This window comes from Bacillus sp. 05T31 (assembly GCF_056396725.1).
Window position 1 is genome coordinate 1 of sequence record NZ_JBFTMA010000060.1, and the last position, 23,590, is coordinate 23,590.

23 protein-coding genes and 2 pseudogenes are annotated in these 23,590 nt (G+C 37.4%); 24 read left to right on the forward strand and 1 reads right to left on the reverse strand.

What is annotated here, in order from left to right; all coding sequences use genetic code 11:
• Positions 1-711, forward strand: a 711-nt coding sequence (gene holA, locus AC1DJR_RS06160; protein ID WP_477002227.1) for a DNA polymerase III subunit delta, incomplete at its 5' end; no start/stop codon positions are given.
• Between the two features lie 84 nt (positions 712-795).
• Here the strand turns inward: holA and rpsT are convergent.
• Positions 796-1,053 (reverse strand): 30S ribosomal protein S20, encoded by a 258-nt coding sequence (gene rpsT / locus AC1DJR_RS06165; protein ID WP_002088694.1) that lies wholly within the window; start codon positions 1,051-1,053, stop codon positions 796-798.
• A gap of 180 nt (positions 1,054-1,233) precedes the next feature.
• Here rpsT and gpr point away from each other — a divergent pair, with 180 nt between their 5' ends.
• The 23 genes and pseudogenes from gpr to recO form a co-directional block, all read left to right on the forward strand.
• Entirely contained in the window at positions 1,234-2,337 is a 1,104-nt protein-coding gene (gpr, locus tag AC1DJR_RS06170; RefSeq protein WP_002088693.1) for a GPR endopeptidase, read from the forward strand.
• Positions 2,337-2,699 (forward strand): DUF3679 domain-containing protein, encoded by a 363-nt coding sequence (locus AC1DJR_RS06175; RefSeq protein ID WP_063607626.1) that lies wholly within the window; start codon positions 2,337-2,339, stop codon positions 2,697-2,699. The genes gpr and AC1DJR_RS06175 overlap by 1 nt, the downstream gene beginning before the upstream one ends.
• A gap of 208 nt (positions 2,700-2,907) precedes the next feature.
• Positions 2,908-4,731, forward strand: coding sequence for an elongation factor 4 (lepA, locus tag AC1DJR_RS06180; protein ID WP_477002228.1), 1,824 nt, complete (start codon positions 2,908-2,910; stop codon positions 4,729-4,731).
• A gap of 182 nt (positions 4,732-4,913) precedes the next feature.
• Positions 4,914-5,288, forward strand: coding sequence for a winged helix-turn-helix transcriptional regulator (locus tag AC1DJR_RS06185; protein WP_002015203.1), 375 nt, complete (start codon positions 4,914-4,916; stop codon positions 5,286-5,288).
• Between the two features lie 51 nt (positions 5,289-5,339).
• Positions 5,340-6,479, forward strand: coding sequence for a radical SAM family heme chaperone HemW (gene hemW, locus AC1DJR_RS06190; protein ID WP_477002229.1), 1,140 nt, complete (start codon positions 5,340-5,342; stop codon positions 6,477-6,479).
• 133 nt (positions 6,480-6,612) lie between these two features.
• The gene (gene hrcA / locus AC1DJR_RS06195) at positions 6,613-7,629 is read left to right on the forward strand and encodes a heat-inducible transcriptional repressor HrcA (RefSeq protein ID WP_429686913.1); all 1,017 of its coding nucleotides are present in this window, start codon (positions 6,613-6,615) and stop codon (positions 7,627-7,629) included.
• Between the two features lie 114 nt (positions 7,630-7,743).
• Positions 7,744-8,310 (forward strand): nucleotide exchange factor GrpE, encoded by a 567-nt coding sequence (gene grpE / locus AC1DJR_RS06200; RefSeq protein ID WP_477002230.1) that lies wholly within the window; start codon positions 7,744-7,746, stop codon positions 8,308-8,310.
• Between the two features lie 26 nt (positions 8,311-8,336).
• The gene (gene dnaK, locus AC1DJR_RS06205) at positions 8,337-10,172 is read left to right on the forward strand and encodes a chaperone protein DnaK (protein ID WP_477002231.1); all 1,836 of its coding nucleotides are present in this window, start codon (positions 8,337-8,339) and stop codon (positions 10,170-10,172) included.
• Positions 10,173-10,374: 202 nt separating this feature from the next.
• Positions 10,375-11,457 (forward strand): chaperone protein DnaJ, encoded by a 1,083-nt coding sequence (dnaJ, locus tag AC1DJR_RS06210; protein WP_477002232.1) that lies wholly within the window; start codon positions 10,375-10,377, stop codon positions 11,455-11,457.
• Positions 11,432-12,106 (forward strand): annotated as a pseudogene (gene prmA, locus AC1DJR_RS06215) (50S ribosomal protein L11 methyltransferase); the annotation flags it as partial. The gene dnaJ and the pseudogene prmA, both read left to right, overlap by 26 nt.
• A 145-nt stretch (positions 12,107-12,251) precedes the next feature.
• Complete coding sequence (locus AC1DJR_RS06220) at positions 12,252-13,001, forward strand: 16S rRNA (uracil(1498)-N(3))-methyltransferase (RefSeq protein ID WP_477002233.1); 750 nt, start codon at positions 12,252-12,254, stop codon at positions 12,999-13,001.
• Positions 13,002-13,007: 6 nt separating this feature from the next.
• The gene (gene mtaB, locus AC1DJR_RS06225; protein WP_002138376.1) at positions 13,008-14,360 is read left to right on the forward strand and encodes a tRNA (N(6)-L-threonylcarbamoyladenosine(37)-C(2))-methylthiotransferase MtaB; all 1,353 of its coding nucleotides are present in this window, start codon (positions 13,008-13,010) and stop codon (positions 14,358-14,360) included.
• 465 nt (positions 14,361-14,825) lie between these two features.
• Positions 14,826-14,999 carry a 30S ribosomal protein S21 gene (gene rpsU, locus AC1DJR_RS06230; protein WP_000048061.1) on the forward strand — a complete coding sequence of 58 codons (174 nt, stop codon included), beginning with the start codon at positions 14,826-14,828 and terminating at the stop codon, positions 14,997-14,999.
• 15 nt (positions 15,000-15,014) lie between these two features.
• Positions 15,015-15,458, forward strand: a complete 444-nt coding sequence (locus tag AC1DJR_RS06235; protein ID WP_000054578.1) for a GatB/YqeY domain-containing protein — start codon at positions 15,015-15,017, stop codon at positions 15,456-15,458.
• A gap of 107 nt (positions 15,459-15,565) precedes the next feature.
• Positions 15,566-15,859 carry a sporulation protein YqfC gene (gene yqfC / locus AC1DJR_RS06240; RefSeq protein WP_002067170.1) on the forward strand — a complete coding sequence of 98 codons (294 nt, stop codon included), beginning with the start codon at positions 15,566-15,568 and terminating at the stop codon, positions 15,857-15,859.
• A 249-nt stretch (positions 15,860-16,108) separates the two neighbouring features.
• A complete protein-coding gene (gene yqfD / locus AC1DJR_RS06245; RefSeq protein ID WP_060751620.1) occupies positions 16,109-17,308 on the forward strand; it encodes a sporulation protein YqfD in 1,200 nt (399 codons plus the stop codon).
• A 3-nt stretch (positions 17,309-17,311) separates the two neighbouring features.
• Positions 17,312-18,271, forward strand: coding sequence for a PhoH family protein (locus AC1DJR_RS06250; protein ID WP_429686912.1), 960 nt, complete (start codon positions 17,312-17,314; stop codon positions 18,269-18,271).
• Between the two features lie 196 nt (positions 18,272-18,467).
• Complete coding sequence (locus AC1DJR_RS06255; RefSeq protein WP_429686911.1) at positions 18,468-20,612, forward strand: HD family phosphohydrolase; 2,145 nt, start codon at positions 18,468-18,470, stop codon at positions 20,610-20,612.
• Positions 20,609-21,079: an rRNA maturation RNase YbeY gene (gene ybeY, locus AC1DJR_RS06260; protein ID WP_002165062.1), complete on the forward strand. Its 471-nt coding sequence runs from the start codon at positions 20,609-20,611 to the stop codon at positions 21,077-21,079. The genes AC1DJR_RS06255 and ybeY overlap by 4 nt, the downstream gene beginning before the upstream one ends.
• Positions 21,076-21,429, forward strand: a complete 354-nt coding sequence (locus AC1DJR_RS06265) for a diacylglycerol kinase family protein (protein WP_002190697.1) — start codon at positions 21,076-21,078, stop codon at positions 21,427-21,429. Before ybeY ends, AC1DJR_RS06265 begins: the two co-directional genes overlap by 4 nt.
• A 99-nt stretch (positions 21,430-21,528) precedes the next feature.
• Positions 21,529-21,927, forward strand: a complete 399-nt coding sequence (locus AC1DJR_RS06270; protein WP_002015184.1) for a cytidine deaminase — start codon at positions 21,529-21,531, stop codon at positions 21,925-21,927.
• Positions 21,920-22,825: a GTPase Era gene (gene era, locus AC1DJR_RS06275; protein ID WP_002088672.1), complete on the forward strand. Its 906-nt coding sequence runs from the start codon at positions 21,920-21,922 to the stop codon at positions 22,823-22,825. Before AC1DJR_RS06270 ends, era begins: the two co-directional genes overlap by 8 nt.
• Before the next feature lie 181 nt (positions 22,826-23,006).
• Positions 23,007-23,590 (forward strand): annotated as a pseudogene (recO, locus tag AC1DJR_RS06280) (DNA repair protein RecO); the annotation flags it as partial.

Below are 23,590 nucleotides of genomic sequence, written 5' to 3' on the forward strand. Positions count from 1 at the left end.
GAATATATTGGGGAGCCATCTCCTTTTTCTATTCTTGTTTTTGTTGCGCCTTATGAAAAATTAGACGAACGAAAAAAAATTACAAAACTATTAAAGAAAACAGCGGATGTAATAGAAGCAAATGCGATGCAAGTGCAGGATGTTCAGAAGTGGATTGTTTCTCGTGCGGATGAGGTGCATGTGCATATTGATAATGCAGCTGTTAGTTTATTGTTAGAGCTTGTGGGAAGTAATGTAACAATGTTGGCGAAGGAAATGGACAAGTTAACGTTATACGTCGGTATGGGCGGAGAAATTACRCCAAAACTTGTCACGGAACTTGTGCCGAAATCTGTTGAGCAAAACGTGTTTGCTTTAACAGAAAAAGTGGTGAAAAAAGATATCGCTGGTGCGATGCAAATTTTAGACGGATTATTTACACAGCAGGAAGAACCGATTAAACTGCTCGCTTTATTAGTAAGTCAGTTCCGCTTGCTACATCAAGTGAAAGAGTTGCAACAGCGTGGTTACGGACAAAATCAAATCGCGTCCCATATTGGTGTACATCCGTACCGGGTAAAGTTGGCGATGAATCAAACGAAGTTTTTCTCTTTTGAAGAATTAAAAAAAGTTATTATAGAATTGGCGGAAGCTGATTATAGTATGAAGACTGGAAAGATGGATAAGAAACTTGTGCTTGAGTTTTTCTTAATGCGGTTAAATCATATGTAGTGACACAAAAAAGTTCACGTACTAAGTACGTGAACTTTTTTGTGTATATAAAAAACGATCCGAATGGATCGTTTTTTAAACGCCTTACGCGTTTACTTGTTTCGCTAAGCGAGATTTTTGACGAGCTGCAGCGTTTTGGTGGATAAGACCTTTACGAGCTGCTTTGTCAAGTTTTTTAGAAGCAGTTTTGAAAGCTTCTTTAGCATTTTCAAGATCGTTATTAGTAACTAAAGTTTCTACAGTTTTAACAGCAGTACGCATGTCAGACTTGATAGAAGCGTTATGTGAACGACGCTCTTCGCTAAGTTTAGCGCGTTTGATAGCAGATTTGATGTTTGCCATACTTTTCACCTCCCTGGTGCAATCGAATGACTCGATTCTTACATAGAACAAGTGATATTTTATCAAACGGTGAAGAGAATTGCAATAGTATATCAATGAAATTTCACGTAAAGGAAAGAATGACCTAATATAACTTGGGGAAATCTAACGATATTTACTATGAATTACGGAGGAGATACGATGAAAGAACCATTAGATTTAAGTAAATATAGTGTTAGAACTGACCTTGCTGTAGAGGCGCACCAAATGCTACAAGAGCGCCAAGAAGAACAAAAAGGGATACAGGGAGTTATTGTAAAAGAGAGGGAAGAAGAGGGAGTTACAATTACAAAAGTAACTATTGATGAAATTGCATCTGAGTCGATGGGGAAAAAACCTGGAAGTTATTTAACTCTTGAGGTGCAAGGCATACGACAACAAGATACGGAACTTCAGCAAAAGGTAGAGCGTATTTTTGCAAAAGAATTTTCTTATTTCTTAGAAGAGGTTGGAGTTTCAAAAGAAGCGAGTTGTTTAATCGTAGGTCTTGGGAATTGGAATGTAACGCCGGATGCACTCGGACCGATAGTTGTAGAGAACGTATTGGTGACGAGACATTTGTTTAAATTGCAGCCTGAAAGTGTGGAAGAAGGGTTTAGACCTGTTAGTGCCATTCGTCCAGGAGTAATGGGAATTACAGGGATTGAAACGAGCGATGTCATTTACGGAATTATTGAGAAGACAAAACCAGACTTTGTCATCGCAATTGATGCATTAGCTGCGCGTTCTATTGAACGAGTAAATAGTACGATACAAATTTCTGATACAGGAATTCATCCAGGATCTGGTGTTGGGAATAAGCGTAAGGAACTAAGTAAAGAAACATTAGGTATTCCTGTTATCGCAATTGGTGTGCCAACTGTGGTAGATGCTGTTTCGATTACGAGTGATACAATTGATTTTATTTTGAAACATTTTGGCCGGGAACTGAAAGAAGGAAACAAACCGTCACGCTCTTTATTGCCAGCAGGTTTTACATTTGGAGAAAAGAAAAAATTAACAGAAGAAGATATGCCAGATGAAAAGAGTCGAAATATGTTTTTAGGAGCTATTGGTACGTTAGAAGAAGAAGAAAAGAGAAAGTTAATTTATGAAGTGTTATCTCCTCTTGGTCATAATTTAATGGTAACTCCAAAAGAAGTAGATGCGTTTATTGAGGATATGGCAAATGTAATAGCCAGCGGTTTAAATGCAGCGCTGCATCATCAGATTGATCAGGATAATACAGGGGCATATACACATTGATGGAAAGAGGCAGAAATAGCTTGAGTCAATTTACGCTGTTATGTATATGCGGTACAGTCTTATGTTTGCTTATGATGATAGCTGGAGTGGGACTCGCTAATCATGGTCTAAAAAGTATGAAGGGATATCGTCAGCTGTCATATGAACAAATTGCTCATATGACAGGAACAGAAGGCGCTGGGGCTGAATCGGAAATTTCGGGAGAGACGTTTTCGGCTATTGAAAAACAAAAACAGTTAGAAAGCTTAAGAAGTTTTAATGTTGTAGAAGGTATCGGTATGGCGATAGCAAGTGTTGCTCGTGATATGACAAAGTTTGGAACGGATATAGTTGTTGGGGCAATAAAAGGAATTTTTAGTTAAGGGTAGCGGGAAGGATGGTTGTCTTATGTTTGTAAGAGAGCTGTCTTTTAATTTGAAAAAGGTTTGTCTCTTATGGTTTGTTCGCATAAGATATAGATAGAGTGATTTGTATTGTAAGCAGCACGAGTTTTCATTGAATCTTTGCTGCTCTATTGATATAATCAGTGCTAGTGTATATTGGCGAGACTATTAGGAGTTGAGAACATAGATGAATAAAGAAGAAAGAGCAAAAAGACAGTCCAAAATTCGTAACTTCTCCATCATTGCTCACATTGACCACGGGAAATMAACGTTGGCAGACCGTATTTTGGAGAAAACAAACGCGTTGGCACAGCGCGAAATGAAGGCGCAATTGCTTGACTCTATGGAGTTGGAGCGTGAGCGTGGTATTACAATTAAATTAAATGCAGTACAACTAACGTATAAAGCGAAAGACGGTGAAGAGTATATTCTTCACTTAATCGATACTCCAGGACACGTCGATTTTACGTACGAAGTATCTCGTAGTTTAGCGGCTTGTGAAGGTGCAATTCTTGTAGTGGATGCAGCGCAAGGAATTGAGGCGCAAACATTAGCGAACGTATATTTAGCGCTTGATAATAATTTAGAAATCTTACCAGTTATTAATAAAATCGACTTACCAAGTGCAGACCCAGAACGCGTACGTCAAGAGGTAGAAGATGTAATTGGTTTAGATGCATCGGAAGCTGTACTTGCTTCAGCGAAAGCTGGCATTGGTATTGAAGATATTTTAGAACAAATCGTTGAAAAGGTACCAGCTCCAACAGGTGATTCAGAAGAGCCGTTACAATGTATGATTTTCGATTCTTTATATGATCCGTACCGTGGTGTAATTGCATATATCCGTGTTGTAAATGGAACGGTAAAAGTTGGCGATAAAGTACGTATGATGGCAACTGGAAAAGAATTTGAAGTAACAGAAGTAGGTGTGTTTACACCGAAAACGACGCAACGTGACGAGTTAACAGTAGGTGATGTAGGTTTCTTGGCAGCATCTATTAAAAATGTAGGTGATACACGCGTAGGTGATACGATCACACATGCGAAACGTCCGGCTGCAGAGCCGTTAAAAGGGTATCGAAAATTAAACCCAATGGTATTCTGTGGTTTATATCCAATCGATTCTGCACGTTATAACGACTTACGTGATGCGTTAGAAAAACTAGAATTGAATGATTCTGCTCTTGAATTTGAGCCTGAAACATCTCAAGCTTTAGGTTTTGGTTTCCGTTGTGGTTTCTTAGGGCTTCTTCACATGGAGATTATTCAAGAACGTATTGAACGTGAATTCAAGATTGACTTAATTACAACAGCGCCAAGTGTTATTTATAAAGTGTATTTAACAAACGGTGAAGATTTTATTGTTGATAATCCATCTAATATGCCAGATCCACAGACTATCGATCGTGTAGAAGAGCCGTTTGTGAAGGCTGCAATTATGGTTCCGAATGACTATGTTGGAGCTGTAATGGAAATTTGCCAAGGGAAACGTGGAACGTTTATTGATATGCAATATTTAGATGAAACACGTGTTACATTGACATATGAAATCCCGTTATCAGAAATCGTATATGATTTCTTCGATCAATTGAAATCAAATACGAAAGGATATGCATCATTTGACTACGAGTTAATTGGTTATAAACCATCTAAACTTGTGAAAATGGATATTCTTTTAAATAATGAACAAGTGGATGCTTTATCATTTATTGTACATCGTGATTCAGCGTATGACCGTGGTAAAGTAATTGTAGAGAAATTAAAGAAATTAATTCCAAGACAACAGTTTGAAGTGCCAATTCAGGCGACTATCGGAAATAAAGTTGTATCTCGTTCTACAATTAAGGCGATGCGTAAAAACGTACTTGCAAAATGTTACGGTGGTGACATTTCTCGTAAGCGTAAACTTCTTGATAAGCAAAAAGAAGGTAAGAAACGTATGAAGTCTGTTGGTTCTGTAGAAGTGCCGCAAGAAGCATTCATGGCTGTACTGAAAATGGATGATAACTAATGGAGTGAACTATGGAGATTTTTCTATTCTTCGCTAATTATTAGCCCGCACCAATCGTGATAAAAGTAGAAGCCGTTCGTTCGGCTTCTTTTTTATATGCTACTTTTTAGACATCTTATCATCTCTCATTTACAATAGTGAGAGAGCTTTTTAGTGATTGATATAGAGTTAGGAGACTATTAATGTCCGAAAATATTCGAAAAGATATTCGAGAGAAAATACAAAAAGGTAATTTTAATTGCGAAAAGGAACTGACGCTTTCCATAATTAGTGGGAAGTGGAAAGTTGTGATATTGTGGCACTTAGGTGTGGAAGGTCCGCATCGTTTTAGTGAATTGCAACGTCTGTTCCCGAGCATTTCTCATAAAGTGTTGTCAAATCAATTGAAAGAGTTAATGGAGGACGGGATTGTTGATCGAACGGTATACCCGGAAATTCCTCCGCGTGTTGAGTACTATATGACGGAATTAGGTATGTCGCTTTTACCGATCGTTGAAATGATGTATGATTGGGGAAAAATGCGAATGGAACAAATCCGTAATACAGTAGAGAAGTAAAGAATCCTCCGGAGTGCGGAGGTTTTCTTTTTAGAAAGGTAGGAGTTATATTTGGTACAAGCTGCATATATTCATATTCCATTTTGTCAGCATATTTGTCACTATTGTGATTTTAATAAAGTATTTATTGAACGCCAACCGGTTGATCAATACTTACAATATTTAGAGAAAGAAATAATAAATACGGTTCAAAAAGTACCGTTTGAAAGTATGAAAACGATTTTTGTTGGCGGAGGAACTCCGACAGCTTTAAATATGGAGCAAACAAAAAAACTACTCGACATCATTAACCGTCGTTTGCGTCCATTTGCGCCGAATTGTGAATTAACATTTGAAGCGAATCCAGGTGATTTACCGAAAGAGAAGTTGAACGTATTGCTAGAAGGTGGAGTAAACCGAATTAGTTTTGGTGTGCAAACGTTTCGTGATGAGCTACTTGAGAAGATTGGACGCAGGCATACGAGAGAAGATGCATTCGTAGCAATTCGAGAAGCGCAGGAAGTCGGTTTTACAAATATTAATGTAGATTTAATTTATGCTCTGCCAGGACAGACGATAGAAGATGTAAAGGAAACATTAGACATTGCCTTTACGCTTGGTGTACAACATTTCTCGGCATATTCATTAATTGTGGAACCGAAAACCGTATTTTATAACTTAATGAATAAAGGGAAATTAAGACTTCCAGGTGAAGATCATGAAGCGAAAATGTACGAAATGGTAATGGATGAAAWGGAGAAACATGGTTATAACCAGTATGAGATTAGTAACTTCTCAAAAGGTAATAATGAAAGTAGACATAATCTCACATACTGGAATAATGAAGAGTATTATGGATTTGGAGCTGGAGCGCATAGCTATGTGAACGGGGAACGAATTCAAAATGTAGGTCCGCTCAAGCAATATTTCACTAAAATTGATGAGACAGGATTTCCATATTTAGATGTTCACCCAGTGACAGAGAAAGAAAAAATGGAAGAAGAGTTGTTCTTAGGACTTCGAAAAACAAAAGGTGTTTCTAAGYTAGAATTCCAAAAGAAATTTAATGTGGAGATGGACCATGTTTTTGCAAAGCAGTTACAAAGTAATCAAGAACAAGGATTACTTGAAAACAGAGATGGACATGTTTGTTTAACGAGGAAAGGGAAACTATTAGGGAATGAAGTATTCCAGTCATTTTTGATTGATTAATTAAATGTGCCATAAGCGTGAAAAATTTTTGTTATTTCGTGACGTTTCCGTTGACAATTGAATGTCAATTTTGGTAAGTTATTAATAGATTTAGCACTCGAAGACAAAGAGTGCTAACAGAGGTGATGATGAGATGCTTACGGAACGTCAGCTCTTAATTTTACAAACAATTGTTGATGACTTTATTGGATCAGCGCAACCAGTTGGTTCGAGGACGTTGGCTAAGAAAGATGAAATTACGTTTAGTTCAGCTACTATTCGAAATGAAATGGCTGATTTAGAAGAATTAGGATTTATTGAAAAAACGCATAGTTCTTCTGGGCGTGTTCCTTCTGAAAAAGGATACCGATTTTATGTAGACCATCTTTTAGCGCCGCAAAACTTACCGACCGATGAAATTGTACAAATTAAAGATTTATTTGCTGAAAGAATTTTTGAAGCAGAAAAAATTGCACAACAATCAGCTCAAATTTTATCAGAGCTTACGAATTATACGGCCATTGTTCTTGGTCCCAAATTGAGCACAAATAAACTTAAAAATGTACAAATTGTACCGCTTGATCGTCAAACAGCAGTCGCTATTATTGTAACAGATACAGGGCATGTGCAAAGTAAAACGGTTACCGTTCCGGAATCTGTTGATTTATCAGATTTAGAAAAAATGGTTAATATTTTAAATGAAAAGCTATCTGGTATACCTATGGCAGAACTTCATAATAAAATCTTTAAAGAGATTGTTACAGTTTTGCGTGGGTATGTTCATAATTACGATAGTGCAATAAAAATGTTAGATGGTACATTTCAAGTCCCTTTATCGGAAAAGATATACTTTGGAGGAAAAGCAAATATGCTTTCGCAACCAGAGTTCCATGACATTCACAAAGTAAGATCTTTGCTGACGATGATTGATAATGAGGCTGCGTTTTATGACATTTTGCGTCATAAACAAGTCGGAATTCAAGTGAAAATTGGTAGAGAAAATTCTTCTACGGCAATGGAGGATTGCAGTTTGATTTCTGCAACGTATTCGATTGGAGAAGAGCAACTTGGAACAATTGCAATTTTAGGTCCGACGAGAATGCAATACTCTCGTGTAATTAGTTTACTGCAGTTATTTACAAGACAATTTACAGACGGACTTAAAAAGTAAATGAGAGTAATACATTCGCTCAAGTGATGAAATTTTCATTGCTGTGTGTAATATATAATGCTTAGGTAATCATGCTAAGCATGATACCTAATACCTTTTAAGGAGGTGAAAATTGTGGAAGAGCGTAACGAACAAGTGGTAGAAGAAGTGAAAGAAGCGCAAGTTGAAGAAGCTGTCACGCCAGAAAACAGTGAAAAAACTGTAGAAGAAAAAAGTGAGGCTGCTCTTTTACAAGAAAAAGTAGATGAGTTACAAGCGAAACTAACGGAAACGGAAGGTCGCACATTACGTCTACAAGCTGATTTTGAAAATTATAAGCGCCGTGTCCAAATGGATAAACAGGCTGCTGATAAATATAGAGCACAAAGTCTAGTTTCAGATATTTTGCCAGCTCTTGATAATTTTGAAAGAGCGATGCAAGTGGAAGCGACTGACGAGCAAACGAAATCCTTGTTACAAGGTATGGAAATGGTGCATCGTCAATTGCTAGAAGCGYTGACTAARGAAGGTGTTGAAGCGATTGAAKCTGTTGGTAAACAGTTTGATCCGAATGARCACCAAGCTATTATGCAAGTSGAAGACAGTGAATTTGAATCAAACGCGGTAGTTGAAGAATTCCAAAAAGGTTATAAACTAAAAGACCGTGTGATTCGCCCATCAATGGTAAAAGTAAATCAATAATTTACATAAAAGTAGGAGGATTCGCCATGAGTAAAATTATCGGTATTGACTTAGGTACAACAAACTCTTGTGTAGCTGTTATGGAAGGTGGAGAACCAAAGGTTATCCCAAATCCAGAAGGAAACCGTACAACACCTTCTGTTGTAGCTTTCAAAAATGAAGAGCGTCAAGTTGGGGAAGTTGCGAAGCGTCAAGCAATTACAAACCCAAATACAATCATGTCTGTTAAACGTCATATGGGTACAGACTACAAAGTAGAAGTTGAAGGTAAAGATTTTACACCTCAAGAAATTTCTGCAATCATTTTACAAAACTTAAAAGCTTCTGCTGAAGCATACTTAGGTGAAACAGTAACGAAAGCTGTTATTACAGTACCTGCATACTTCAACGATGCTGAGCGTCAAGCAACGAAAGATGCTGGTCGTATCGCTGGTTTAGAAGTTGAGCGTATCATTAACGAACCAACAGCGGCAGCACTTGCTTACGGTTTAGAAAAACAAGATGAAGAGCAAAAAATCTTAGTATATGACTTAGGTGGCGGTACATTTGATGTATCTATCCTTGAGTTAGCAGACGGCACATTCGAAGTTATTTCAACTGCTGGTGACAACCGTCTTGGTGGAGATGACTTTGACCAAGTTATCATTGATCACTTAGTAGCTGAATTCAAAAAAGAAAACAACATTGATTTAAGCCAAGATAAAATGGCACTTCAACGTCTGAAAGATGCAGCTGAAAAAGCGAAGAAAGATCTTTCTGGTGTAACACAAACACAAATTTCATTACCATTCATTAGTGCTGGAGCTGCTGGCCCATTACACTTAGAATTAACGTTAACAAGAGCTAAATTCGAAGAAATTTCAKCTGGTCTTGTTGAAAGAACATTAGAGCCAACTCGTCGTGCATTAAAAGACGCTGGTTTTGCTCCAAGCGAATTAGATAAAGTTATCCTTGTTGGTGGATCYACTCGTATCCCAGCTGTACAAGAAGCRATTAAACGTGAAACTGGTAAAGAGCCATACAAAGGTGTAAACCCAGATGAAGTTGTAGCATTAGGTGCTGCAGTTCAAGGTGGCGTACTTACTGGTGATGTAGAGGGCGTTCTATTATTAGACGTAACTCCACTTTCTTTAGGTATCGAAACTATGGGCGGTGTGTTCACGAAACTAATCGAGCGTAACACTACAATTCCGACAAGTAAGTCACAAGTATTCTCAACAGCTGCTGATAACCAACCAGCGGTAGACATTCACGTACTACAAGGTGAGCGTCCAATGTCAGCTGACAACAAAACGTTAGGTCGTTTCCAATTAACAGACCTTCCGCCAGCACCACGTGGAATTCCACAAATCGAAGTAACATTCGATATTGATGCGAACGGTATCGTTAACGTACGTGCAAAAGACTTAGGAACAAGCAAAGAGCAAACTATTACAATCCAATCTTCTTCAGGTCTTTCTGATGAAGAAGTAGATCGTATGGTACAAGAAGCTGAATCAAATGCTGATGCTGACCAAAAACGTAAGGAAGAAGTTGAACTTCGTAACGAAGCTGACCAACTTGTATTCCAAACAGACAAAGTTGTAAAAGATTTAGAAGGTAAAGTAGATGCAGCTGAAGTAGCGAAAGCAACGGAAGCGAAAGAAGCATTACAAGCGGCAATCGAGAAAAACGAACTTGAAGAAATCCGTGTGAAAAAAGATGCTCTTCAAGAAATCGTACAACAATTAACTGTTAAATTATACGAGCAAGCTCAAGCGGCTGCAGGGCAAGCAGAAGGTGCACAAGGAGCACAAGACGCTGGCGCGAAAAAAGATAATGTAGTAGACGCTGAGTTTGAAGAAGTAAAAGAAGACAAGTAATACAGTGAAATAAAATAAGTAAGATGACAAAAAGTCAAAGTCAAGCGTGCCTTGGCTTTGGCTTTTTTCACGAATAAGAAGAAATGTGTGAGGATCTTAAGTTTTTTATTTTGCATACTGTAAGTGAGGAAACTTTGTTGCAAAGCACTTTCTTTCGGTGTTAAAATTACGTTTATGTGAAAGATTCGGGGGTTGCAAATTTATGAATAAACGAGATTATTATGAGGTCCTTGGACTTAGCCAGGGCGCTTCAAAAGATGAAATTAAAAAAGCGTATCGTCGTTTGGCTAAAAAATATCATCCAGACGTAAGTAAAGAAGAAAATGCAATTGAAAAGTTTAAAGAAGTACAAGARGCATACGAAGTATTGAGCGATGATCAAAAGCGTGCGCAGTATGATCAATTTGGTCACGCKGGTCCGAATCAAGGTTTCGGTGGCGGAGGAGACTTCGGCGGTGGCTTCGGTTTCGAAGATATCTTTAGTTCATTCTTTGGCGGTGGCGGCAGACGTCGTGAYCCAAATGCTCCACGTCAAGGTGCTGATTTACAATATCAAGTTACTTTAGAGTTTGAAGAAGCTATTTTTGGTAAAGAATTAAACGTTGAGATTCCAGTGGAGGATCCATGTGATACTTGTAAGGGTAGTGGAGCAAAACCAGGGACTTCAAAAGAAACATGTAAACACTGTTCAGGATCAGGGCAAGTAAGTGTAGAACAAAATACACCATTTGGGCGTATTGTAAACCGTCAAGCTTGTGGACATTGTTCAGGAACAGGTCAAATGATTAAAGAGAAATGTACGACATGCCATGGTTCTGGTAAAGTTCGTAAACGTAAAAAAATCAATGTTAAAATTCCAGCGGGTATCGATAATGGTCAACAAATTCGTGTATCTGGAAAAGGTGAAGCAGGCGTAAATGGCGGACCGGCAGGTGACTTATATGTTGTTGTTCATGTGAGAAATCATGAATTCTTTGAACGCGAAGGGGATCACATTATTTGCGAAATGCCAATAACATTTGCGCAAATGGCACTTGGTGCGGAAGTAGAAGTTCCTACCGTTCATGGCAAAGTGAAGCTGAAAATTCCAGCAGGAACACAAACAGGAACAGAATTCCGYTTAAAAGGAAAAGGTGCTCCGAACGTACGTGGATATGGTCAAGGAGATCAATATGTAGTCGTTCGTGTTGTTGTGCCGACGAAATTAACTTCACATCAAAAAGATTTATTACGTGAATTTGCAGGGCAAGAAGAGCAGACCATCTTTCGACATCGAAATTGGTAAAGGAACTATTACAATTAATGAAGTCGATGAGGAAGATTGGGCTACTGCTTGGAAGAAGTATTATCATCCAGTTCAAATTTCTGATACATTCACAATTGTGCCGACGTGGGAAGAGTATACACCGTCTTCTCCAGATGAAAAAATTATTGAATTAGATCCAGGTATGGYGTTTGGTACAGGGACACATCCAACAACGACGATGTGTATTCGTGCTTTAGAAAAAACGGTTCAGCCAGGTGATACTGTGATTGATGTGGGGACAGGTTCGGGGGTACTTAGTATTGCTGCGGCAAAATTAGGTGCGGCTTCTGTTCAAGCGTATGATTTAGACCCAGTTGCAGTTGAAAGTGCAGAAATGAATGTGCGCTTAAATAAAACAGATGACATTGTCAATGTTGGACAGAATAGTCTATTAGAAGGTATTGAAGGCCCAGTTGATTTAATCGTAGCAAATTTACTAGCGGAAATTATTCTTCTATTCCCTGAAGATGCAGYGAGAGTTGTGAAGCCAGGTGGATTATTTATTACATCTGGTATTATTGGGGCGAAAGAAAAAGTAATTTCTGAAGCGTTAGAAACAGCTGGATTTTCAATTGAAGAAGTACTTCGAATGGAAGATTGGGTAGCAATTATTGCACGAAATGCGTAATATAGATTTTAGTCTATAAAGAACAGGGGAGTCTCTCACCGTATAAGGTGAGGGACTTGCCGTTTGTTATATGAAAATGATAACGTTTCGTTCTTTTCGTAAGTGTTGACTTACGAAAGGAACGAAACTCTACTAAGGTGATTATATGCAACGTTATTTTGTAGAAGAGAAATATGTAAATGAGACAAGTATTCGCATAATGGGTGATGATGTCCATCACATCGCAAGAGTGATGCGTATGTCAGCTGGTGACCACATTTATTGCTGTGTAAATGGTAAAACAGCAGAGTGTTCAATTGCTGAAATTACCAGTGAATTTGTGGATACCACTATTGTAGAATGGGTAGAGGCGTCAAGCGAACTTCCTGTGTTCGTGACGATTGCAAGTGGACTGCCGAAAGGAGACAAGCTAGAGTTAATTTTTCAAAAAGGAACTGAGCTTGGGGCAGCTGCATTTTTACCATTTCAAGCATCTCGATCTATTGTAAAGTGGGATGCGAAAAAAGCAGATAAAAAAGTTGAGCGTTTGAAAAAAATTGTAAAAGAAGCTGCGGAACAATCGCATAGAAGTGAAATTCCAGAAGTACACGTTCCCTCATCATTTAAACAACTGCTGTCGATGAGTAGCGAGTATGATGTTTGCCTTGTTGCGTATGAAGAAGAAGCGAAACAAGGTGAGAAATCTAATTTTGCGAAAGCTTTAGCGACGRTTAAACCAGGCCAAAAGCTGCTGATTGTATTTGGACCAGAAGGCGGYTTAGCGGAGGAAGAGATAACCGCACTTCGTGAACATAAATTTGTACCATGTAGTTTAGGACCAAGAATTTTAAGAACAGAAACGGCTCCGCTTTATGCGTTAAGTGCCGCTTCTTATCATTTTGAATTGATGGGGTGATAATCAATGGCAACTGTTGCGTTCCACACGTTAGGTTGTAAAGTAAACCACTATGAAACAGAAGCGATTTGGCAATTGTTTAAACAAGGTGGTTATGAAAGAACTGAATATGAAAAAAAATCTGATGTATACGTTATTAACACATGTACAGTAACGAATACTGGAGATAAAAAAAGCCGTCAAGTAATTAGACGTGCTGTACGCCAAAATCCAGATGCGGTAATTTGTGTAACTGGATGTTATGCACAAACATCTCCAGCGGAAATTATGGCGATTCCAGGTGTAGATATTGTTGTTGGTACGCAAGATCGTGAGAAGATGTTAGGATACATCGAAGAATTCCGTAAAGAGCGTCAACCAATTAATGCTGTCCGCAATATTATGAAAACACGTGTATATGAAGAGCTCGATGTACCATATTTCACGGACCGTACACGTGCATCTTTAAAAATACAAGAAGGTTGTAATAACTTCTGTACATTTTGCATCATTCCTTGGGCGCGTGGTTTAATGCGTTCTCGTGATGGAAAAGAAGTTATTAAACAAGCGCAGCAATTAGTAGATGCGGGCTATAAAGAAATCGTATTAACAGGTATTCATACAGGTGGGTACGGTGAAGATATAAAAGAGTATAACTTAGCTGGATTACTGCGCGATATGGAAGCGGAAGTAGGCGGATTGAAACGCCTTCGTATTTCTTCTATTGAGGCGAGTCAAATTTCTGATGAAGTAATTGAAGTGTTAGATAAATCAGAAGTAGTTGTACGTCACTTGCATATTCCATTACAGTCAGGATCTAATACTGTATTGAAACGTATGCGCCGTAAGTATACGATGGAATTTTTCCAAGAGCGTTTAGATCGTTTGAAAGAAGCGTTACCAGGTCTTGCGATTACATCAGACGTAATTGTTGGATTCCCAGGCGAAACAGAAGAGGAATTCATGGAAACGTACAATTTCATTAAAGAGAATCGTTTCTCTGAATTACACGTTTTCCCTTATTCGAAACGTACAGGTACTCCAGCAGCACGTATGGAAGATCAAGTTCCTGAAGACGTGAAGAACGATCGTGTTCACCGTCTAATTGAGCTATCAAATCAATTAGCGAAAGAGTATGCTTCTAGATTTGAAGGTGAAGTACTTGAAATCATTCCGGAAGAGACATTTAAAGATGGTGACCGTAAAGGTTTATATGTAGGTTATACAGATAACTACTTAAAAATTGTTTTTGAAGGATCTGAAGAATTGATTGGTAAGCTAGTAAAAGTGAAAATTACAAAAGCTGGTTATCCATATAACGAAGCGCAGTTTGTTCGTGTTCTTGAAGATGATGTGAAAAAAGAATCAGCAAGCGCATAAAATGAAACTTTAATCAGTGGAGGGGGGGCATCCCCGCTGATTATCAGCCTGACCCCCGCCTAAGTTCTTTGCTTTCGCTGAATTTTGAGGTGGGGGTCTTACTGTCCTGGCAAATAGCGGGATAAAAAAGCATGCAAACGRAAACGATTTGCATGCTTTCTTTTTTTTGTGTGGAGAAGTTAAGTACTGAAAAGGCAGGTACGTTGAATGAGTAGTTATTTAATGCTTTCTTGTATTAAAAAAGGTGTAATGATAAAAAATATAGTTGTCTTCAGGGGAAAAGGATAATAGCTATCTACATAGCTTTTGAACAGGTAAGGGCATCTATTCTTCTTTTATTCTGCCAAATAGTTGACCTGAAGTGATAAAATGTATTATAATCGTAAAAGACATGCTGAAGAAGGGTTTCTTTTTGCATGCTGAAATTAGTATGTAAGTGTGATGTTTCGGAGGGAGGGAAAGAGAATGTCAAAAACAGTCGTTCGTAAAAACGAGTCTTTGGAGGATGCACTTCGCCGTTTTAAAAGATCGGTTTCTAAAACTGGTACACTTGCTGAAGCAAGAAAGCGCGAGTTTTATGAAAAGCCAAGTGTAAAACGTAAGAAGAAATCTGAAGCGGCAAGAAAGCGTAAGTTCTAAGAGAGGGTGTAAGTTATGAGTCTTCTCGGTCGTTTAAACGATGATATGAAACAAGCGATGAAGAATAAACAAAAAGAAAAATTAACCGTTATTCGTATGGTTAAGGCTGCTTTACAAAATGAAGGTATTAAACTGCAACATACTCTTACTGAAGAAGAGGAATTAACAGTTTTAGCTCGTGAAGTAAAACAGTATAAGGACTCCCTCCTTGAATTTAAAAAAGCTGGTCGTGAAGACCTTGTTGATAAACTGCAAAGTGAAATTCAGATTTTAAGCGCATATTTGCCGGAGCAATTAACAGAAGAAGAACTAGCGGATATAATTAAGCAAGTTATTTCTGAAGTTGGTGCTACATCTAAAGCAGATATGGGTAAAGTGATGACTGCTGTTATGCCGAAAGTAAAAGGTAAAACAGACGGATCACTTGTGAATAAGCTGGTTATCCAGCTATTAGCATAAAAAAGCGTCTCATTTCGTATGAGACGTTTTTTTATGCTTTTTTCAGTTTGGACGTGATATTACAAGCTCTTTTTTCATACATATGGGATGAGAGGGGGTCTTTTGAGATGAAAAAAATAGAACAAATGAAGAATTGGTTAACGAAGCAAATAGACCTGCCAGTGGATGTGTTAATGGATCTACCTCGGATCACGCTTGTTGGGCAAGTACATATCTATATAGAAAATCATCGAGGATTATTAGTGTTTTCAGATAAAGAGGTAAGATTGCTATTGAAACATGGTCAATTATTAATTAAAGGTCAATCCTTTGTTATTAAAACAATCCTTCCAGAAGAACTGTTGCTTGAAGGGATTATTGAACAAGTGACGTTTTTAGAAAATGAAAAGAAAGAGGAGTGAGGAGAAACTTCCGTTTGTGAAGTTTTTCTTCGTTACCTTGTATTAACAGGTGGTAACGTTCTGGCCTCAATATTCGGTTCGTACAAAGAGGATAGGTGGGAATTGAGTTCCACGTAAAAAATTGGCTCGTGAAGGTTAATAATTAGTGAGGATCAAGGAATCTGCTAATTAAAATTTTAGTACGAGCTAGTTTGATAATCGAATTGAAAAGTAGTGTATCTACTTTTAGAAAGGTAGTGGAGATAGTCGATGAAAAATAAATGGTTTATAAAATGGCTTGGGTATGTAAAGGTGCGAATTGAAGGTAGAGGAGCGGAACGCTTTGTTAACGAGTGTGTGCGGAAGAAATTACTCGTTTGGGATGTAAAGAAGATAGCTGATGAAACGTTAGTTTTTTGTATGTTATTACGAGATGTGAAAAAGATAAAACCAATTTATAGAAAAAATGAATGTAAATTATATTTTATTGGACGTTACGGTTTTCCTTTTTGGAATAAGCGTATAATTAAAAATAGTGGATTTTTAATTGGGTTTTTAATATTTTTTTTCGGAATGATCGCATTGTCAAATATGGTGTGGAAAATTGAAATTACAGGAGCAAAACCTGAAACAGAATATATATTGATGAAAGAATTGGACAAAATGGGTATAAAAAAAGGTAAATTACAATTCCAAATGCCGAGTGTAGAAGATGTTCAACGTCATTTGACAGACAATATTAATGCGATTACTTGGGCGGGATTAGAAATAAGAGGGACAACATATCATTTTAAGATTGTTGAAAAAAATGAGCCGAAAAAAGAAAGTGAACAACAGCCACAAAACTTAGTAGCAAAAAAAGAAGGGATTATTACAAAAACATTTGTGGAAGTTGGGAAGCCGGTTGTCATGAAAAATGACCATGTAGAAAAGGGGCAACTTCTCGTATCCGGGATGTATGGTAATGAGGAGAATCCGACAGTTGTTTCGGCTAAAGGGATTGTATATGGAGAAACGTGGTATAAATCTGAGGTGGATGTTCCGTTAAAGACACAATTTCAAGTGTATACTGGTAATTCATACAATGAATATTTCCTTAAATTTGGGAGTACTAAAATAAAAATATGGGGATTTCTACAGGATAAGTATAAGCGCTCTCGTACTGAAAGTGTAAAACATGATGTGAAATTATTTGGATTTACATTACCAATTGCATACGAGAAAGATATTGTACGAGAAGAGGAAGAAGCGAACCGAGAATATACCGAAAAACAGGCAATGAAAGTAGCGAAAGAGATGGCAGAAAAAGAACTGAAGAAAAAATTGGATGAACATGCTATGATTGTAAGTGATAACATTTTGAGTAAAGAGGTTGAGGCGGATCACCTAAAGGTCACATTACATTATACAGTGATTGAAAATATTGCAGAGCCACAACCAATATCTGAATCCGATATTCAAGGAGACTGAGTAATGGCAGAACAATTAGTAGAAATGAACCAACAATTGGAAAATCCCAACGAAGCAATCGCTCTTTTTGGGGTAAATGATGCTCATTTAAAAGTAATTGAACGAGAACTTAGTGTATCGATTGTGACTAGAGGAGAATCTGTTCGTGTATCTGGGGCAGATGAAACTGTGGTGCTCGTAGAAAAAATCTTACAACAGTTACTTGTTGTTATCCGTAAAGGTGTATCAATTTCGGAAAGAGATGTTGCGTATGCGATTCAGCTTGGGCAACAAGGGAAAATTGCTCAATTCGAAGAATTATATGAAGAGGAAATTTTTAAAACGGCAAAAGGTAAATCCATTCGTGTGAAAACGATGGGGCAAAGACGATATATTCATGCAATGAAAAAGAATGATATTGTRTTTGGGATAGGACCTGCTGGGACAGGAAAAACATACTTAGCCGTAGTAATGGCTGTGAGAGCTTTAAAGCAAGGGTATGTAAAGAAAATTATTTTAACAAGACCTGCTGTAGAAGCTGGAGAGAGCTTAGGGTTTTTACCAGGTGATTTGAAAGAAAAAGTAGATCCGTATTTACGTCCACTATATGATGCGTTACATGATATTCTTGGACAAGAATATACACAACGTATGATGGAACGTGGTGTAATTGAAATTGCACCTCTTGCTTATATGAGAGGGCGTACTCTTGATGATTCATTTGTTATATTAGATGAGGCGCAAAATACAACTGGTGTTCAAATAAAAATGTTTTTAACACGATTAGGTTTTAGTTCTAAAATGGTTATTACGGGGGATCCCTCACAGGTAGACTTGCCAAAAGGGGTAAAGTCAGGTCTTTCTATTGCTGCTAATGTTTTATCTGGTGTATCAGGTCTTTCGTTCATTACATTGGAACAAACGGACGTTGTGAGACACCCGTTAGTGCAACGTATTATTGAGGCATATGATAAAATGGAATGATCCTATTTGTCAGGGTCATTTCTTTTTGTATGATAAGGTTGGCGAGTGGCATATTTTTTACTATCATTAAAGACGAGGGAAATGAACTATAGGTGATAGTGGATAAAAACGTTGTCCAAAAAGTATCGTTGCCTAGAAGAAATGAAAGCTATAAATAGTTTCACTTTATTTCTGGAGAGGAGAAGGTATTGAAATCATGTCAAGATCTCAAGAAATTTCTAAGTGGTTTCGTAATTTACAACATTCGAAAAAACTAAGTTGGATTTCTTACGTTTTATTAGGAGCAGTGCTGTTTTTTGCACTTATGAATAATGTAAAACCAGAGCAATTAGATGTTACAACATATTCTATTGCGAAAAAAACAATCCATTCTCCTATTAAAATTGAAGATAAAGTTACAACGGACAAAAAGAAAAAAGAAGCCGCTACAAAAGTTGAAGATCAATATACATATAAAAGTGAGTATAAACAAAATAAAGTGGATATTGTGAATGACGTCTTTGCTAAAGTAGATGAAGTGATACAAGAGATTAAAGCGGTTGGACCGGATGAGCAAAAAAAGATTACTGATGCTGAAAAAGTGGACAAGTTGAAAAAAAAATTGCCTACTGATTTAACGAAAGAATTATCTGATTCAAACTTAATAAACTTAATTAATGCAGATTCGAACCAATTAGTATTAGCGAAAGATGCAACAGTTACAGCTATTAATAGTATCATGACTGAGCATGTTAAAATGGAYGAATTGAAGGATGCGAAGGAACGATATGTAAGTGAGATGAATAGTGTTAATGTTGATAATGGTTTAAAGGAATCTATTAAGGCGTTAGGGAAATATGCGATTTCTGCAAACTATTTTTATGATCCGACCTTAACAAAAGAGAAGAGAAAAGCGGAAGAAGATTTAGTTCCACCTGTTTATATTCTTCAAGGGCAAGTCCTTGTTAGAGAAGGTGAAACGATTTCAAGTGATATGTACAATCAGTTGAAATTAGTTGGCCTGTTAGAAAAAGGGAACAGTTTTCAACCCTATGTTGGGTTAGCGGTACTCATTGGTGTGCTATTGTACTTTATGCATAAGCAGTTTGAAGTGTTTTTACAGCGGAAAAGAGAAGATAGGCCGTATGTCTTAGCGTATATTACAATTTTGTCTATCACGATTGTTTTAATGAAAATCATTAGTTTGTTTCAAAAACTTGAGTATGCAGGAATCGCGTATGTTGTTCCAGTTGCCATGGGAACAATACTTGTAAAATTAATGATTGGTGATCGATTTGTATTTTTAACGAGTATGATCTTTTCTGTATGCGGAAGTATTATGTTTAATGAAGGTGTAACGAGTACACTGAATTATAGTGTGGGGATTTATGTTTTATTAAGTTCATTATCAGTTAGTATTTTCTTGAGAGAAAAAAATCGTCGTACGATGATTTTACAAGCTGGTATACTCGTTTCTGTATTAAATGTAGTCGTATTAGCGGCTTTGCTATTATTACGTAACGGGAATTTTTCGCCTCTTGAAATTGGGGTGCAATTATTAATGGCTGCTGTTTCGGGTATTATCTCTTCTGTTCTAGCTATGGGGATTTTACCGTATTTAGAAAGTGGTCTTGGGATTGTATCGAGTATGAAATTGATGGAACTTTCAAGTCCGAATCACCCGCTCGTGCGCAAAATTTTATTAGAAGCACCAGGTACATATCATCATAGTGTAATGGTAGCTAATCTCTCAGAAGCTGCTTGTGAAGCAGTTGGAGCAAATGGAGTATTAGCGCGTGTAGGGGCGTATTATCATGATGTAGGGAAAACGGTACAACCACAGTTTTTTATTGAAAACCAAATGGGTATTGAAAACCCGCATGATAGATTAGACCCTGTAACGAGCAAAGATATTATAATTGCTCATGTAACCGATGGGGTGAGAATGTTAGAAGAACACCATATACCTCAAGAAATTATCGATATTGCTGGACAGCATCATGGTACAACGTTACTTAAATATTTTTATTATAATGCGATTAAAGAAGATAAAGAGAAATATACGGAGGAAATGTTCCGCTATCCAGGATCAAAAGCAACTTCTAAAGAGTCGGCGATAGTTGGTATTGCTGATAGTGTGGAGGCGGCGGTACGTTCGATGAACCATCCAACACCAGATCAGATTAATAATTTAGTGCAAAGTATTATTAAAGATCGCCTGCAAGATGGTCAATTTAGTGAATGTGATTTGACATTTAAGGAACTACAAATCGTTGGAAAAACGTTATGTGAAACGTTAAATGGTATTTTCCATTCCCGTATTACATATCCGGAACCGCCGGAAGAAAAGGAGAAAGAATGAGTTTATTAATTGATTTTATTGATGAAACAGAAGAAGTGAAAGAAGAATATATAAGTTTGATTCGAGGTTTAGTAGAGAAAGCAGCCCAAATGGAGAACATAGAAGAAGGCGCAGAATTATCGGTTACATTTGTAGATAATGAACGTATTCGTGAAATAAACCGTGATTACCGAGATAAGGATCAGCCTACGGACGTTATTTCTTTTGCTATGGAAGAAATGGGAGAAGGCGAAATGGAAATTGTCGGTGCAGAGATGCCGCGTATGTTAGGAGATCTTATTATTTCTATTCCAAGAGCAAAAGAACAAGCTGAAGAATATGGACATTCTTTTGATCGAGAACTTGGGTTTTTAGCACTACATGGCTTTTTGCATTTGCTTGGTTATGATCATATGACAGAAGAAGATGAGAAAGAAATGTTTGGAAGACAAAAAGAAATTTTAGAGGCCTTTGGATTAGGGCGATGAAAACAGGAAAACTTTTAGACAGTTTTGGATATGCTATAGCTGGTATATACTTTTGTCTTCGTCATGAACGAAATATGAAAATTCATTATTTAGCCGCAGTCATCGTTATATGCTGCGGCTTTTATTTCCATATTACAACAATGGAATGGATTGTCGTACTTATTGTGATAGGGATTGTAATGAGTTTAGAGATGGTGAATACGGCTATTGAAAAAACAGTAGACTTAGCAACCGCCGATATTCATCCGGTTGCAAAAATTGCAAAGGATGTTGCAGCAGGGGCAGTTTTATTATTTGCAATTATAGCTGCTGTAATTGGTGCTATTATCTTTTTACCGTATATGGTATAGTTGCATTCCGAAGCTTTTATTAAGCTTTGGGAGCGCCGTGAAGGCCTTTAATGAAAGAGTGTATCTATTCACATCTATGAACGGAAAGGATGCGGGAATATGAATAGCAAACAATTAATTCAAGAAGCAACCGAAGCGCGTAAACGAGCGTACGTACCATATTCTAAATTTCAAGTAGGTGCAGCTTTACTAACTCAGGATGGAAAAATATATCGTGGATGTAATGTTGAAAATGCATCATATGGTTTATGTAACTGTGCAGAACGAACAGCTTTATTTAAGGCAATTTCTGAAGGGGATAACGAGTTTGTAGCTATTGCAGTCGTAGCGGATACAAAGCGTCCAGTACCTCCTTGTGGAGCATGTCGACAAGTTATGATAGAATTATGTAAACAGGATACGAAAGTATACCTATCAAACTTACATGGTGATGTTCAAGAGACAACAGTCGGAGAATTGTTACCAGGAGCATTTTTAGCGGAGGATTTACATGAATAGAAAAGGTTATAAATCAGGTTTTGTCTCTATTATTGGCAGACCGAATGTTGGGAAATCTACATTTTTAAATCGTATTATTGGCCAAAAAATTGCCATTATGAGCGATAAGCCACAAACAACTCGTAATAAAATTCAAGGTGTATATACAGAAAATGATTCACAAGTAGTTTTCATTGATACACCAGGAATACATAAACCTAAACATAAACTAGGCGATTTCATGGTGAAGATGGCTCAAACGACATTAAAAGAAGTTGATATTGTTTTGTTTATGGTCAATGCAACTGAAGGATATGGTCGTGGTGAGGAATTTATTATTGAGAAATTACAAGAAACGAAACAACCGGTATTTTTGGTGATTAATAAAATTGACCAACTTCATCCAGAGCAATTGCTGGAGTTGATTGATCAATATCGTAAATTATATGAGTTCGCGGAGATTGTGCCAATTTCTGCATTGGACGGTAATAACGTTGAAGCGTTAATCGGAGCAATTAAAAAGTATTTACCAGAAGGACCGCAATATTACCCGGATAATCAAGTAACGGATCATCCAGAGCGATTTATTATTTCAGAGCTTATTCGTGAAAAAGTATTACATTTAACACGTGAAGAAGTACCGCATTCTGTAGCGGTTGTTATTGATGCAATTCAAAAGCGTGAGGGCGGAGCGGTTTATATAAACGCAACGATTGTTGTTGAACGTGCATCACAAAAAGGAATTATTATAGGTAAGCAAGGGAAGATGTTAAAAGAAGTCGGTAAGAGAGCTCGTTTTGACATTGAAGCACTTCTTGGTTCTAAAGTATTTTTAGAAGTATGGGTGAAAGTGCAAAAAGATTGGCGCAATAAGATGTCACAGCTTCGTGACCTTGGTTTCCGTGAAGACGAGTATTAATATGAAGTAAAGTTGTGATCAGTGGATGTTTTGTTCATCCACTGATCATTGGTTTTTATGAACCTTGATAAATTAGGAAAAATTTTTCTCACATGAAAATGAACAAAATGGGTCAACTTAATAACAACAAAAGAAATTGGTTTATAGGCTACGCTTATTGAGAAAGGTGGATTCTTATGCTAGTGCAATGGCAAGAGGGGCGAAAAAGCCGAAGAGTCGGTTAGCAGCTATTTCGCAACTTATGACACATGGTCATTTTCTTATTCAAATGGGATCTGGACTTGGAACTTTGCAACAAGGCGAGATTATTTCATCTATGAAAGAAATTCGCGAGGATATATTTTTAACTGCTTATGCATCATTTATTATCGAATTAACCGATAAAGCAACAGAAGATAAGAAGCATAATCCGTATTTATTTGAAATGTTATATCAAACGTTGCATTATATGTGTGAGGGTGTTGACCCAGAAGTATTATCATTAATTTATCAAACGAAAATGCTTCCGGTATTAGGGATGCACCCGTACTTTGATACATGTGCTATTTGTCATCAAGAAACAGATTTTGTCGCCTTCTCTGTCAGGGAAGGCGGTTTTCTGTGCTCGCGTCATGCGGAACAAGATCCGTATCGTATTCCGGTGGGAGAGGCTGTTCATAAATTATTACGTCTCTTTTTTCACTTTGATTTACACCGGCTCGGTAATGTATCGGTGAAGGATAGTACAAAAAAACAAATGCGCACAGTATTGAATACATATTATGA

Coding starts and splice junctions, on each gene's coding strand:
- rpsT (WP_002088694.1), bottom strand. CDS start 1,053: ATGGCAAACATCAAATCTGCTATCAAACGCGCTAAACTTAGCGAAGAG.
- gpr (WP_002088693.1), top strand. CDS start 1,234: ATGAAAGAACCATTAGATTTAAGTAAATATAGTGTTAGAACTGACCTT.
- AC1DJR_RS06175 (WP_063607626.1), top strand. CDS start 2,337: ATGGAAAGAGGCAGAAATAGCTTGAGTCAATTTACGCTGTTATGTATA.
- AC1DJR_RS06185 (WP_002015203.1), top strand. CDS start 4,914: ATGTCCGAAAATATTCGAAAAGATATTCGAGAGAAAATACAAAAAGGT.
- hrcA (WP_429686913.1), top strand. CDS start 6,613: ATGCTTACGGAACGTCAGCTCTTAATTTTACAAACAATTGTTGATGAC.
- mtaB (WP_002138376.1), top strand. CDS start 13,008: ATGGCAACTGTTGCGTTCCACACGTTAGGTTGTAAAGTAAACCACTAT.
- rpsU (WP_000048061.1), top strand. CDS start 14,826: ATGTCAAAAACAGTCGTTCGTAAAAACGAGTCTTTGGAGGATGCACTT.
- AC1DJR_RS06235 (WP_000054578.1), top strand. CDS start 15,015: ATGAGTCTTCTCGGTCGTTTAAACGATGATATGAAACAAGCGATGAAG.
- yqfC (WP_002067170.1), top strand. CDS start 15,566: ATGAAAAAAATAGAACAAATGAAGAATTGGTTAACGAAGCAAATAGAC.
- yqfD (WP_060751620.1), top strand. CDS start 16,109: ATGAAAAATAAATGGTTTATAAAATGGCTTGGGTATGTAAAGGTGCGA.
- ybeY (WP_002165062.1), top strand. CDS start 20,609: ATGAGTTTATTAATTGATTTTATTGATGAAACAGAAGAAGTGAAAGAA.
- AC1DJR_RS06265 (WP_002190697.1), top strand. CDS start 21,076: ATGAAAACAGGAAAACTTTTAGACAGTTTTGGATATGCTATAGCTGGT.
- AC1DJR_RS06270 (WP_002015184.1), top strand. CDS start 21,529: ATGAATAGCAAACAATTAATTCAAGAAGCAACCGAAGCGCGTAAACGA.
- era (WP_002088672.1), top strand. CDS start 21,920: ATGAATAGAAAAGGTTATAAATCAGGTTTTGTCTCTATTATTGGCAGA.